Here is a 13,140-nt window from a genome sequence, read left to right on the forward strand (position 1 = left end):
AAGCAGGTACAGACGCTCCTCGGCCACTCGAGCGCCGTCATCACCCTGCGGACCTACGCCCACCTATGGCCGGGTGACGACGACAAAGCGCGTGCCATCATCGAGGGCGTTCTCGACGGCTTGCGGACTACACGCGGACTAGAGGCCCTTCCCGGACAGGAAAGCCCAGGTCAGGGCCTATAAACGGCCGCCTAACCCTTCTTGGTCTCCCAGAAGATCTTGTCGATCTCGGCGATCTCGTCCAGCAGCCGCTGACCGACCTTCACGTCGACCGTCTTCTTGGAGTCCCCGGCGGACTTGGTGGCCTTCCAGAACAGCTCGTGCAGCTGCGGGTGCTTCTTCAGGTGGTCGGGCTTGAAGTAGTCGGTCCAGAGCACCCAGAGGTGGTGCTTGACCAGATCAGCCCGCTCTTCCTTGATCTGGATGGCGCGGGTGCGGAACTCGGCGTCGTCGTTCGCGCCGTACTTCTCCATGATGGCCTTCACCGACTCCGCCTCGATGCGCGCCTGGGCGGGGTCGTAGATGCCGCAGGGCAGGTCACAGTGGGCGTGGGCCACCTGAGGGGCCTTCAGGAGATCGGCTACGCCGAGGAGACGGGAAGCGATGCGCATGTCACTCCTTAATGTCGAGCGGGCTCGGATCGGGGTGCGTCGATTGACGGCGTTGCGTTCGCGCACCTTAGTCCTGGTGCTGGTGGCCGCCGCCGGGGCCGTCCTGGGGGGCCAGCGGTTCCTCCGCCTGGAGGTGGAGGGGGACAGCATGCGACCCACGCTGCAGCCCGGGGACCGGGTGCTCGTGCTGCGGACCGCTCACCTGCGTCCGGGTCAGTTGGCGGCGGTGCGCGACCCCCGTGACCGGCGACGGGTGGTCGTGAAGAGGGTCGCGGCCGGCTCGGCCGTCAGCGGCTGGCGGGTCCTCGGGGACAACCCGGCGCAGAGCACCGACAGCAGGGTGTTCGGAGCGGTGCCCCACGACCTCGTGGTCGGACGCGTCTTCTACCGCTATCACCCCCCGGAACGCGCCGGTCGCCCAGGTCCAGGGCGGTAGCATCGACTTCGAGATGTCAAACGAATCCGCCGAGCTCCAGCGCCTCCTGGCCCCGTCCTTCCTCGACGGGCTGGAAACCCGCTCGCTGGACGATCTCCGTTCGGCCCGGGGTGAGCTGCAGGAAGCCGAGGACGCCGTCTCCTACGTGCGCCGGGTCGTGCAGGGCCGCCTCGACATCGTCGGAGCGGAGCGTGAGCGGCGCTCGGGCCCGGCCGCCGGCGGTTCGGGCTCGTCCGGGGAGGAGCACGGCTCGATCGTCGAGGACCTGCCGGGCATCCTGGCCGACCCCGCCCACTCGGGGCGCGGCGCCGGCCCGGGCCGGCTGCCGATGCACATCGCACCCGGTGCGGGTGCGGACGCGCTGGTCGCCGAGGTCGACCGCGTGGTCGACCCCAACCGGCTGATGGAGCTCGACAGCATCTCCGACGCCGAGCTCGGCTCCCTCACCGATGCGCTGGCGTCGATCGAGCGGCAGCTGTCGGACCAACGTCACCAGTTGCACCTGAGGCTGGACGCCCTGCAGGCGGAGATGGTGCGTCGCTACCGCAGCGGAGAGGCCAACGTCGACAATCTCCTGCGGTGACCTGACGTTCGAACAGTGACCGGGGATCCCGATCGGCGGCGGGAGCTGGGAGGCTTCATCAGGGAACGGCGCAGCGAGTCGCGCCTGTCGCTGCGGCGGCTGTCCCAGCTGGCCGGAGTGTCCAACCCCTACCTCAGCCAGATCGAACGGGGCCTGCGCAAGCCGTCGGCTGAGATCCTCCAGCAGATCGCCCGCGCCCTGGAGGTCTCCGCCGAGAGCATGTACGTGAGGGCGGGCATCCTCGACGAGAGCGCCATGGAGCTCGGCCCCGCCATCCGGCGCGATCCCCATCTCACCGACCCGCAGAAGGACGAGCTGGAGCGGATCTACTCCGGCTACGTCGAAGCCAATCGCGCGTCAGGCCAGGAGCCGGGAGCCACGGGTTAGCGCCGGCCCCGCCCGGTAGGGTGTCGCGGCCATGACGTCCCTGGCCGTGCTCTCGATGCACACCTCCCCGCTGGCCCAACCGGGGACCGGGGACGGCGGCGGGATGAACGTCTACGTCCGGGAGCTGTGCACGGCGCTGGCCCGGTCGGGAGCGCAGTGCGACGTGTTCACCCGCTCCTGGGCGCCCGAGCTGCCGTCTGTGCTGCCCGTGGAGCCCGGGATCCGGGTGCACCACGTCCAGGCCGGACCGGAGGCGCCGGTCGGCAAGCACGAGCTGGCGGCGCTGGTCCCCGAGTTCGCCGACGCCGTGGCCCGCCGGCTGGACGAGGGGCCCTGGGGACCCGGTCCCCCCGGCGTCGACGCCATCCACGCCCACTACTGGCTGTCCGGCGCGGCCGGGCACATCCTCAAGCACCGGCTGGACCTGCCTCTCGTGTCCACCTTCCACACCCTGGAGCGGGTGAAGGCGGCGTCGGGCGCGTCCGACGGGGCCGACGACCCGGCCCGACAGCGCACCGAAGTCGACATCATCGGCTGTTCCGACGCCGTGGTCGCCTCCAACGACGAGGAGGCCCGCCAGCTGATCTCGCTCTACGGCGCCCCCCCCGAGCGGGTGCGCGTGGTCCCCCCGGGGGTGGACCACGCCTTCTTCGCCCCCGGGGAGCGCACCCAGGCCCGCCGGGCCCTCGGGCTGCCCGAGCAGGGTCGGATGCTGCTGTTCCTGGGCCGGATCCAGCCGCTCAAGGGTGCCGACCTGGCGGTGGGGGCGCTGGCCGAGCTGCAGGGTCTCCCCGACGTCTTCCTGGTGTTGGCGGGGGGGCCGAGCGGGCCGTCCGGGGCGGACGAGGTGGCGCGCATCCGGGCCCAGGTGACAGCGGCCGGTCTCGAGCGGCGGGTCTTCTGGTTCCCGCCCCAGCCCCACGAGCTCGTCTCGACCTTCTGCCGGGCCGCCGACGTCTGCCTGGTGCCGAGCCGCACCGAGTCGTTCGGGCTGGTGGCGCTGGAGGCGGCGGCGTGCGGGGTGCCGGTGGTCGCCAGCGCCGTCGACGGCCTGCGCTGCGTCGTCGACCACGGCCAGACCGGCCTGCTCGTGCCCGAGCGGTCGGCGCCGGCGTTCGCCGCCGCCGTGGCGTCGCTCCTGGTCGACCCCGTCCGGGTGGAGCGGATGGGCGCCCACGGAGCAGCGCGGGCGGCCGGGTACACGTGGCGGGCGGCGGCCCAGGGCATGAAGGATCTGCAGGCCGACCTGGCCGACCGGCGCCTGGTCGAGTGCCGCTGACCGGCGCCTGCGGACCGGGGGCGGGGCGCCCGGTGGGGGCCGGCGCGGGTGGGCCGGCGGCGTCACCCGAGGTTGCAGAATTCCCCGATTTTCCGGGACTTTTTGGCGGTTTCCCTTGCCGCCGTCACAGGCCGGGGTTACCGTGCAGACGGGTGCGGCCCGAGGTGCGGAACGGCCCTCTCGTTCGGGGAAGTACGGGAGGACGCCGGGAGGTTCCTCGGGCCGATCCGCGTCCCGGACCCTCCTCTGAGCCGGTCCTCCTAGCCTGAGTGCCGTGGCGCCGGAGCTGGTCGTGGTCGGGGGCGGTCGGATGGGGGAGGCCCTGGTGCGGGGGCTGCTGGCCGCCGGTTGGGAGGCCGGTCGCGTCGCCGTCGTCGAGGTGTCCGCCGAGCGGCGCAAGGAGCTGGCGGAGTCCCGACCCGACGTCCAGGTCGTCGGGGAGGTGGCCGCCGCCCCGGCCCCGGCGGCGGTGGTGGCGGTCAAGCCGGCGGATGTCGAGCCGGCGGTCCGGGCCCTGGCCGAGGCAGGCACGGGCCGGGTCCTGTCGATCGCCGCCGGCGTCACCACCTCGCGGATCGAGGGGTGGGCCGGACCGGGAGTGGCGGTGGTCCGGGCCATGCCCAACACCCCTGCGCTGGTGGGGGCGGGCGCCAGCGCGGTGGCCGCCGGGGCGTCGGCCGGGCCCGAGGACGAGGAGTGGGCTGCCGCCATCCTCTCCGCCACCGGGCGGGTGGTGCGCCTGCCCGAGCGCCTCCTGGACGCGGTGACCGGTCTGTCCGGCTCCGGGCCCGCCTACGTCTTCCTCGTGGCCGAAGCGCTGATCGACGCCGGCGTCGCTGCCGGTCTGCCCCGGGACGCCAGCACGACGCTGACCATCCAGACCCTCCTCGGGGCGGCCCGCCTCCTCGATGAGTCCGGCCAGGGCCCGGAGGCGCTGCGCGCCGCGGTCACCTCGCCCGGGGGCACGACCGCCGCCGGCCTGCGGGTGCTCGAGTCCCGGGCCGTGCGATCGGCCCTGATCGACGCCGTGGCCGCCGCCACCGACCGCTCCCGGGAGCTGGGCGGGGCCTAGCCGGAGCCGGAGGGGGCACTCGTGCGGGCCCGAGGGGGGACCCCCGGCCCCCCCAAAACACAAAATGCCTTGCCGTATATGAAAATTCACATATGGCAGCCCGAATCCCACCCTGTGCTGTCACGTGGGCGCCCTGCGGATGATCTTCCGCCCGGGATGGTGGACTCACCGCGGCCGGACGGGCACTCTGCGGGCGATCGGGCCGGTCGTACTCGAAAGCACTCATACGGCAGGAAAAAAGCATTTCGCGGAGGGGTGGGAGGACTCTCCAAGGGCCCTCGCCGCCCGTCAGCGGCCCTCCGTCCCCCCTCGGTCCCCCCTCCGTCACCACTTCCCACACTGGCCCCATTGGCGTACAGTCCGTCTGGGCGGAGAGGGGTGATTCCACTGTCGCAACTCAACTACGCGAGGGCCCGCTTCCTCACCGTTGGTGAGGTGGCGGAGATGCTGCGCGTCTCCAGCATGACCGTCTACCGGCTCATCAATTCCGGTGAGCTCCCGGCCGTTCGGATCGGCAAGTCCTTCCGGCTCCGGGAAGAGGACGTCGACAAGTACCTGGCCGATCGCTACACGGAGGCCGGCTGAGCGACGCAGTCGCAGGCGGGGGCGGCCCGGAGCCGCCGCCCGCACCGGTCCTCACCTTCATCTCCGACTACGGGCGCGCCGACGAGTTCGTCGGGGTGGTCCACTCCGTGGTCCTCTCGCTGTGCCGGCGGGCCCGCATCATCGACCTGAGCCACGAGGTGCCGGCCCACGACGTGCGGGCCGGGGCGGCCATGCTCCGGAGGGCGGCCCCCTACCTCGTGCCCGGGGTGATCCTGGCCGTGGTCGACCCCGGCGTCGGGGGGAAGCGGCGGCGGGTTGTCCTCGACTGCGGCCGCTGGCAGCTGGTCGGGCCGGACAACGGGCTGCTCGTGGCGGCGGCAGGGATGCTCGGCGGGATCCGCCGGGCGGTGGAGGCGACCGATCCCGGGTGGTGGCTGCCCCGGCCGGCCATGACCTTCGACGGACGGGACATCTTCGGGCCGCTGGCCGCCCACCTGTGCCTCGGCGTGGACGCCGAGCGGTTAGGGCCCCGCATCGATCCCGGGGGGTTGGAGCGCTTCCCGGACCCGGTCGTGGGCCGGACCGCCGAGGGGGCCCTGCTCTGCGAGGTCGACAGCGTCGACCGGTTCGGGAACGTGGGCCTGACTGCCCGTCCGCCGGACCTGCCCGGCTCGGAGACGGGAGAGCTCTCGGTCCGGACGGGGGCGGGCGGGACCAACCATCCGGCGCGGAGGGTGATGTCGCTCGCGGAGCTCGGGGCCGACGAGCTCGGGGTACTGACCGACTCGACCGGTCACCTGGCGCTGGTGCTCGACCGGGCCCAGGCGGCGACGCGGTTAGCCGTGTCCCCCGGCGACCGGATAGAGATAGGCCCGTGGCCCCCGGTGAGCAGGTAGAGATACGCCCGTGGGTGGCGCCGAGCGGGTAGAGATGGGCCGGTGAACCTGGCGGAGATCATCGAGGGCCATCCCGCCGAGGCCCCGGCCCTGGTGGCACCCGACCGGACCCTCACCTACGGCCAGCTGCGCGCCGAGGTGGCGGCCGCCCGGGGCGGCCTGGTGCGCCTCGGGGTGGGGCCCGACGACCGGGTGGCCATCGTGCTGCCCAACGGATGGCCGTTCGTCGTCGCCTACCTGGCCGTCCTCGGGGTGGGAGCGGTGGCGGTACCGGTCGACCCGTCGATGCCGGCGCCGGCCCAGGAGATCGACCTGGTCCGGGCCAAGGTGGCGATCGCCGGGCCGGCGGCGGAGGGAGTGGTCCGCGAGGTGGCCGAGGGGCGGAGCGAGTCCACCCGGCTCGTCGTCGTCGGCGACATCTCCGGCCTGCTCGAGGCCGACCCGATCCCGTTCGTCGACCGCCACCCCGAGGACCTGGCCCTCATGGTCTTCACCGCCGGCACGGCCGGGCCGGCCAAGGCGGCGATGCTGACCCACGGGAGCCTGCGGGCCAACCTCGACCAGGTCCAGCAGCACCCGGGCCGGGCCCTGGTGCCGAACGACATCTCCTACGGCGTCCTTCCGTTCTTCCACGTCTTCGGCATCAACGTGGTTCTCGGGCTGTCCCTCCTGGCCGGCGCCTCGGTGGTGCTGGTCGAGCGGTTCGACGCCCGGGCCGCGCTGGCGACCATCCAGCAGCGCCGGGTCACGATCCTGGCCGGGGCCCCGCCGATGTTCGGGGCGATGGCGGCGGCTTCGCCCGGGGAGGGTTCCGGCCGGGAGGACCGGTCGGACCAGGAGGACGGCGGGGAGCTGGCCAGCGTCCGGCTGGCCGTGTCGGGCGCATCGGCGCTGCCCGCCGAGGTGGCGGCGGCGTTCGAGCAGCGGTTCGGGCTGCCGCTCTGGCAGGGCTACGGCCTGACCGAGGCCAGCCCGGTCGTGACTTCCTCGGTGATCGGGGGGGTGCCCAAGCCGGGGTCGGTCGGGGTGCCCCTGCCGGGCATCAAGCTGCGCCTCGTCGACGAGTCCGGGGAGGACGCCCTCGTGTCCGACCCCGGCGAGCTGTGGGTCAAGGGCCCCAACGTGTTCGCCGGGTACTGGGAGGACCCCGACGCCACCGGCGCCGTGCTCACCGACGGGTGGCTGCACACCGGGGACGTGGCGGTGGTCGACGACGACGGCTACGTCTACCTCGTCGACCGGCTGAAGGACATCGTGATCGTGTCCGGCTTCAACGTGTACCCGGCCGAGGTGGAAGACGTGCTGCGGGACGACCCGCGCGTGGACGAGGTGGCCGTGGTGGGCGTCGCCGATCCGCACACCGGTGAGGCGGTGCGGGCCTACGTCGTGGCCTCCCCGGAGGCGGCGGGCGACCCCGACCTGGTCGGGGGCCTGGCGGCCCGGTGCCGGGGCCACCTCGCCCCCTACGAGTGCCCGGCCAGCATCGAGATCGTCGACTCGCTGCCCCACGGCCTCGGGGGCAAGCTGCTGCGCCGGGCGCTGCGCCAGGGCTCGACCGGCACCTGACGGCCGTGGGGCCGGGGCCCCACGGCACGCGGCGGGCGTGGTCGCCGGGACCCGGGTGCCCGTCGGCATCCGAATTGTGAAAGGAAGCACGAGACAGCGGTAGCCTGGAGGCGATGCCCGCCAGGAACGGCCGGACCCGCATCCCGGAGGCCACCGTCAGCCGCCTGCCGGTATACCTGCGGGCCCTGCTCGAGCTGGTGGGGGAGCAGGTGCCGACGGTCTCGTCGGAGCGCCTGGCCGAGCTGTCGGGCGTGAACGCCGCCAAGGTCCGCAAGGACCTCTCCTACCTCGGCTCCTACGGGACCCGGGGCGTCGGCTACGACGTCACCTTCCTGGTGGACCAGGTCGGCCGGGAGCTGGGCATGACCCGGGACTGGCCGGTCGTGATCGTCGGGCTCGGGAACCTGGGCCGGGCCCTCGCCAACTACCGGGGCTTCTCGACGCGCGGCTTCCGGGTGGCGGCGCTGCTCGACACCGAGCCGAGCCTGATCGGGGAGCAGGTCGGGGACCGGCGGGTGCGCCACCTCGACGAGCTGGAGGCGGCGGTGGCCGAGGAGGGGGCGGCGGTGGGGATCATCGCCACCCCGGCGTCGTCGGCCCAGGAGGTCGCCGACCGGCTGGTCCGGGCGGGGGTGACGGCAATCTTGAACTTCGCCCCGGTCGTGCTGTCCGTGCCCGACCACGTCTCGCTCCGCAAGGTCGACCTGGCCATCGAGCTGCAGATCCTGACCTTCTACCAGAACCAGCAGAACCGCCTTTGCCCCACGGTTACCCCGTCACTCTGATCGTCGAGGCCCGCCCGTGCCTGGTGGTGGGGGGCGGCCCGGTGGCGGCGCGCAAGGCCACCGCCCTCCTCGAATGCGGCGCCCATGTGCGAGTCGTGGCGGACCGCGTGGGCCCGGAGATCAGGTCCCTGGCTGTCGACTGGGAGGAGCGCCCCTACCGGGCCGGCGAGGCCGGCCGCTACTGGCTGGTGACCACCGCCACCGACCAGCCCGAGGTGAGCCGGGAGGTCGCCGCCGACGCCGAGGCGGCCGGCGTGCTCATCAACGCCGCCGACGATGCCGAGCGGTGCTCGTTCTTCCTGCCGGCGGTGGCCCGGCGGGGCCGGGTCTCGGTGGCGGTGTCGACGGACGGGGCCAGCCCGGCGCTGGCCCGGTGGCTGCGGGACCGCCTGGCCGTCGACTGCGTGGGCCCGGAGTACGGCGTGCTCGCCGACCTGCTGGCCGAGCGCCGGGATGAGATCCACGCCGACGGGCGTTCCACCGAAAGCGTCGACTGGCGGGCGGCTCTGGACTCCGACATGCTCGAATTGGTCCGGGCCGGCCGCGTGGACCAGGCAAGGGAGCGGATCCAGGAATGTCTGTCGTAGTCGTCGGGCTCAACAGAACGGTCCCCCTCCGCCTGCTCGAGCGGATGATGGTCACCGACGCCACCCTGCCCAAGGCCCTCCATGACCTCGGGGGTCGCACCCACCTGGCCGAGGCGGTCGTGCTGTCCACGTGCATGCGCACGGAGGTGTACGCCGAGGCGGAGAAGTTCCACGGCGCCATCGGGGACATCCGCAACTTCCTGGCCGAGATGTCGGGCGCCTCCCCCGAGAGCTTCAGTGACCACCTCTACACGTACTACGAGGACGCGGCGGTGGCCCACCTGTTCGAGGTGGCGGCCGGGCTGGACTCGGCGGTGGTCGGGGAGGGGGAGATCCTCGGCCAGGTCCGGGACGCGTGGGAGCGGGCGCGCGAGGAGGGGGCGGCCGGGCCGGCCCTCGGCAACCTCTTCCGCCACGCCATCGAGGTCGGCAAGCGGGCCCGGACCGAGACCGCCATCTCCCGGGGGGTGACCTCGGTGTCCCAGGCGGCGGTGGCCATGGCCGCCGACGTGCTGTGGGGCCTGTCCGGTCGCACCGTGCTGGTGGTCGGGGCCGGGGACATGGGCCGGGGGATGGCCGTGGCCCTGGCCGGGCGCGGGGTCGAGCGGGTCCTGGTCGCCAGCCGGAGCGAGGCCCGGGCCGCCGAGGTGGTCGCCGAGCTGCCGACCGAGGCCGGGGTGATCGACCTGTCCGACGTGCCCGACCAGCTCCGTTCCGTCGACCTGGTGCTCACCGGCACGGCGGCCTCGGGTCTGGTCTTCGGCGCCGAGGAGGTGGCGGCGGCCCTGGCCGAGCGGGCCGGCCGGCGCCTCCTGATGGTCGACATCGCCGTGCCGCGCGACGTCGACCCCGCCGTCCGGGAGCTGCCCGGGGTCACCCTGCTCGACATGGAGGACCTGGTGTCCTTCGCCGAGGCGGGGATGTCGGGCCGCAAGGCCGAGGTGACCCGGGTGCGGGAGATCATCGAGGAGGAGGTCCGCCGCTACGGGGAGCTCTCCACCGCCCGCACCGTGGCCCCGGTGGTGGCCGCCCTCCACGACCGGGCCGAGGCCCTGCGGGCCGCCGAGCTGGACCGGATGTCGGGCCGGTTGAGCTCGCTCGACGAGCGCCAGCGGCGGGCGGTCGAGACCCTCACGCGGGGCCTGGTGGCCAAGCTGCTCCACGACCCGACGGTCAGGTTGAAGGAGGAGGCGGGGACGCCACGCGGGGAGCGGCTGGCCGAAGCCCTGCGCACGCTCTTCGACATCTGAGGTGGTGAGGCTGCGCATCGCCACCCGGGGGAGCGCCCTGGCGCTGTGGCAGGCCCGGCACGTGGCGGCGCTGCTCCGCCAGGCCGCCCGGGAGGAACCCGGCGGGACCGCCGGCGGGGACGTCGAGATCGACGAGGTCGTGGTCCGCACGACCGGCGACGTTCGGCGCGACGTCCCGATCCACGAGATGGGCGGCCAGGGGGTGTTCGTGAAGGAGGTCCAGACCGCCGTCCTCGACGGCCGGGCCGACCTGGCCGTGCACTCGGCCAAGGACCTGCCGCCCCGCCCCGCCCCCGGCCTGGTCCTGGCCGCGGTCCCGGTCCGGGCCGACCCCCGCGACGCCCTGGTCGGGGCGGCGCTGGCCGATCTGCCGGCGGGGGCCCGGGTGGCGACGGGGTCGGTCCGCCGGCGGGCCCAGCTGGCGTGGCTGCGGCCCGACCTCACCTTCGTGGGGCTCCGGGGCAACATCGGCACCCGGATCGAGCGGGTGGGGGCCGAGGGGGCCGACCGGGTCGACGCCGTGGTCGTGGCCGCCGCCGCCCTGGAACGCCTAGACCTGGCGGACCGGGCGGCGGAGGTCCTCCCCGTGTCGGCGCTGCTGCCTCAGGTGGGCCAGGGCGCCCTGGCCGTCGAGTGCGCCGAGGACGCCAGGGGCTCCGGGGACCACGCCGAGCTGCTGCGCCTGCTGGCCCGCATCGAGGACCCCGGATCGCGGCGGGAGGTCGACGCCGAACGGGCCTTCCTCGACACCCTGGGCGGCGGGTGCGAGCTGCCAGTCGGCGCCCTGGCCCGGGCGGCGGCCGACGGGCGCACCCTGTCGATGGAGGTGATGCTGGCCAGCCTCGACGGGCGCATCGTGGCCCGCCACCGCTGCGAGGGCCCGGCGGGCCGGCCCGAGGAGTTGGGCCGCTCGGCGGCCGGGACCCTCCCGGCGTGGAGCGGCACGGGAACGTGACCGTCTACCTGGTCGGGGCCGGGCCCGGGGACCCGGGGCTGATCACCGTCCGGGGCGCCGAGGTCCTGGGGCGCGCCGACGTGGTCGTCTACGACCGGCTGGCCGACCCCCGCCTCCTGGAGCTGGCGCCGCCGGGGGCCGAGCGGGTCGACGTCGGCAAGCGCCCCGGCGGCCCGGTGGACCAGGAATCGATCAACGCCCTGCTGGTCGGGCGGGGCCGCACGGGGCAGGTGGTCGTCCGGCTCAAGGGGGGGGACCCCTTCGTGTTCGGCCGCGGCGGCGAGGAGGCCGCCGCCCTCGCCGCCGCATCCATCCCCTTCGAGGTGGTGCCGGGAGTGAGCGCGGCGGTGGCCGTCCCCGCCTACGCCGGCATCCCGGTGACCCACCGGGGCCTGTCCGCGTCGCTCACGGTGGTGACCGGGCACAGCCGTAACGACCCCGACCCCGAACCGGACTGGGACCTGCTGGCCCGCTCCGGCGGGACCCTGGTGGTGCTGATGGGCGTGGCCCACCGGGACCGGGTGGCCGACCGGCTTATGGCCGGAGGCCTCCGCCCCGACACCCCGGTGGCGGCGGTGATGTGGGGCACCCGCCCCGAGCAGCGCACCGTGCGCACCACCCTGGCCGGGTTGGCCGGGGCGGACGTCGAGCCCCCCGCCACCCTCGTCATCGGGGCCGTGGCCGCTCTCGACCTGTCGTGGTACGAGCGCCGGCCCCTGCTCGGCCGACGGGTGGTCGTGACCCGGACGGCGGAGCAGGCCGGTGAGCTGTCGGCCCGGCTGGCCGAGGCGGGGGCCGAGGTGGTCGAGGTCGCGACCCTGGCCGTCGCCGACCCGGGGGACGGCAGCGAGGGACTGGTGGCGGCAGCGGGCCGCCTCGCCCGGTTCGACTGGGTGGTGCTCACCTCGGCCAACGCCGTGGAGCGGGTGTTCGCCCACCTCCACGACGCCCGCGACCTGGGCCCGGCCCGGGTGGCGGCGGTCGGGCCGGCCACCGCCGCCGCCCTCGCCCGCCACGGGGTGCGGGCCAACCTGGTGGCCCGGCGCTCGTCGGGGGCGGCCCTGGCCGACGAGATCCCCGACCCGCCGGGGCGGGTGCTGCTGGCCCGGGCCGAGGTGGCCGACCCGGCCCTGCCCGAGAAGCTGGCCGGGCGGGGCTTCGAGGTGGAGGAGGTGGCCGCCTACCGGACGGTCCCGCTCCCGGTCCCGGTCGGCCTCCTCGAGCGGGCGGCGGGAGCCGACGTGGTCACCTTCGCGTCGGGGTCCGCCGTCGACTCGTACCTGGCCGCCGGCGCCGGCGTGGGCCCGGGCCAGCTGGTGGCGTGCATCGGGCCGGTGACCGCCGAGGCGGCCCGGCGGGCCGGGCTGGACGTGGCGGCGGTGGCCGGCGACGCCAGCCTCGACGCCCTCGTCGACGCCGTAATCGGCGCTCTAGCCTTGAAGAAATGAGCTTCCCCGACCGCCGCATGCGCCGGCTGCGCCGCACGCCCGCCCTGCGCCGGCTGGTCGCGGAGACCACGGTGCGCACCGACGACCTGATCGCGCCGCTGTTCGTGCGCGAGGGCGTGCAGGAGCCGGTGCCGATCCAGAGCCTGCCCGGCCACTTCCAGCACTCGCGGGCCAGCCTGGTGAAGGAGGTGGCCCGGCTGGCCGACCTCGGCATCCCCGGCGTCATCCTCTTCGGGCTGCCCGCCACCAAGGACCCCGAGGGGTCGCAGGCGTGGGCGCCGGACGGGATCGTGCAGGTGGCCCTGGCCGACCTGCGGGAGCGGCACGGGGACTCGCTGGTCCTGATGGCCGACCTCTGCCTCGACGAGTACACCGACCACGGCCACTGCGGCGTGCTCGACGCCGAGGGCGGCGTGGACAACGACGCCACCCTGGAGCTGTACGCCCGCACCGCCCTGGCCCAGGCCGACGCCGGAGCGGCGGTGGTGGCGCCGTCGGGGATGATGGACGGCCAGGTGGCGGCCATCCGCTCCGCCCTCGACAGCTCCGGCCACCTCGACGTGGTGGTGATGGCCTACGCCGCCAAGTACGCCTCGGCCCTGTACGGACCGTTCCGGGAGGCGGTCGACGTGCAGATCGCCGGCGGTGGGGACCGGCGGGGCTACCAGCAGGACGTCCGGAATGCCCGGGAGGCCCTGGCCGAAGTGGCCCTCGACCTCGACGAGGGCGCCGACATAGT

The 13,140-nt window shown here is 74.4% G+C and carries 15 protein-coding genes; 14 read left to right on the forward strand and 1 reads right to left on the reverse strand.

What is annotated here, in order from left to right:
• Window positions 1–191: 191 nt before the first annotated feature.
• Complete coding sequence (sodN, locus tag VFW24_02920) at window positions 192–611, reverse strand: superoxide dismutase, Ni (protein HEX5265701.1); 420 nt, start codon at window positions 609–611, stop codon at window positions 192–194.
• 76 nt (window positions 612–687) lie between these two features.
• Between sodN and sodX the strand changes: the two genes are divergently transcribed.
• From sodX to hemB, 14 genes are all read left to right on the forward strand, one after another.
• Window positions 688–1,047: a nickel-type superoxide dismutase maturation protease gene (gene sodX / locus VFW24_02925; protein HEX5265702.1), complete on the forward strand. Its 360-nt coding sequence runs from the start codon at window positions 688–690 to the stop codon at window positions 1,045–1,047.
• Window positions 1,048–1,060: 13 nt separating this feature from the next.
• Window positions 1,061–1,630 carry a hypothetical protein gene (locus VFW24_02930; GenBank protein ID HEX5265703.1) on the forward strand — a complete coding sequence of 190 codons (570 nt, stop codon included), beginning with the start codon at window positions 1,061–1,063 and terminating at the stop codon, window positions 1,628–1,630.
• Window positions 1,631–1,645: 15 nt separating this feature from the next.
• Entirely contained in the window at window positions 1,646–2,017 is a 372-nt protein-coding gene (locus tag VFW24_02935) for a helix-turn-helix transcriptional regulator (protein HEX5265704.1), read from the forward strand.
• A 31-nt stretch (window positions 2,018–2,048) separates the two neighbouring features.
• Window positions 2,049–3,296 (forward strand): glycosyltransferase, encoded by a 1,248-nt coding sequence (locus VFW24_02940; GenBank protein ID HEX5265705.1) that lies wholly within the window; start codon window positions 2,049–2,051, stop codon window positions 3,294–3,296.
• A gap of 274 nt (window positions 3,297–3,570) precedes the next feature.
• Window positions 3,571–4,368, forward strand: coding sequence for a pyrroline-5-carboxylate reductase (gene proC / locus VFW24_02945; protein HEX5265706.1), 798 nt, complete (start codon window positions 3,571–3,573; stop codon window positions 4,366–4,368).
• A 378-nt stretch (window positions 4,369–4,746) separates the two neighbouring features.
• Window positions 4,747–4,953: a helix-turn-helix domain-containing protein gene (locus VFW24_02950; protein ID HEX5265707.1), complete on the forward strand. Its 207-nt coding sequence runs from the start codon at window positions 4,747–4,749 to the stop codon at window positions 4,951–4,953.
• Between the two features lie 59 nt (window positions 4,954–5,012).
• On the forward strand, window positions 5,013–5,810 hold the full coding sequence (locus VFW24_02955) for an SAM-dependent chlorinase/fluorinase (protein ID HEX5265708.1): 798 nt from the start codon (window positions 5,013–5,015) through the stop codon (window positions 5,808–5,810).
• 42 nt (window positions 5,811–5,852) lie between these two features.
• A complete protein-coding gene (locus VFW24_02960) occupies window positions 5,853–7,376 on the forward strand; it encodes an AMP-binding protein (protein HEX5265709.1) in 1,524 nt (507 codons plus the stop codon).
• A gap of 113 nt (window positions 7,377–7,489) precedes the next feature.
• On the forward strand, window positions 7,490–8,161 hold the full coding sequence (locus VFW24_02965) for a redox-sensing transcriptional repressor Rex (protein HEX5265710.1): 672 nt from the start codon (window positions 7,490–7,492) through the stop codon (window positions 8,159–8,161).
• Window positions 8,134–8,748: a bifunctional precorrin-2 dehydrogenase/sirohydrochlorin ferrochelatase gene (locus tag VFW24_02970; GenBank protein ID HEX5265711.1), complete on the forward strand. Its 615-nt coding sequence runs from the start codon at window positions 8,134–8,136 to the stop codon at window positions 8,746–8,748. The genes VFW24_02965 and VFW24_02970 overlap by 28 nt, the downstream gene beginning before the upstream one ends.
• Window positions 8,736–9,998 (forward strand): glutamyl-tRNA reductase, encoded by a 1,263-nt coding sequence (locus VFW24_02975; protein HEX5265712.1) that lies wholly within the window; start codon window positions 8,736–8,738, stop codon window positions 9,996–9,998. Before VFW24_02970 ends, VFW24_02975 begins: the two co-directional genes overlap by 13 nt.
• Before the next feature lie 4 nt (window positions 9,999–10,002).
• A complete protein-coding gene (hemC, locus tag VFW24_02980; protein HEX5265713.1) occupies window positions 10,003–10,953 on the forward strand; it encodes a hydroxymethylbilane synthase in 951 nt (316 codons plus the stop codon).
• Entirely contained in the window at window positions 10,932–12,401 is a 1,470-nt protein-coding gene (gene cobA, locus VFW24_02985) for a uroporphyrinogen-III C-methyltransferase (GenBank protein HEX5265714.1), read from the forward strand. Before hemC ends, cobA begins: the two co-directional genes overlap by 22 nt.
• Window positions 12,398–13,140 (forward strand): porphobilinogen synthase (hemB, locus tag VFW24_02990; protein ID HEX5265715.1); only part of this gene is annotated, 743 nt, incomplete at its 3' end. The genes cobA and hemB, both read left to right, overlap by 4 nt.

The sequence above is a fragment of the Acidimicrobiales bacterium genome (assembly GCA_036273495.1).
GTDB lineage: Bacteria > Actinomycetota > Acidimicrobiia > Acidimicrobiales > JAJPHE01 > DASSEU01.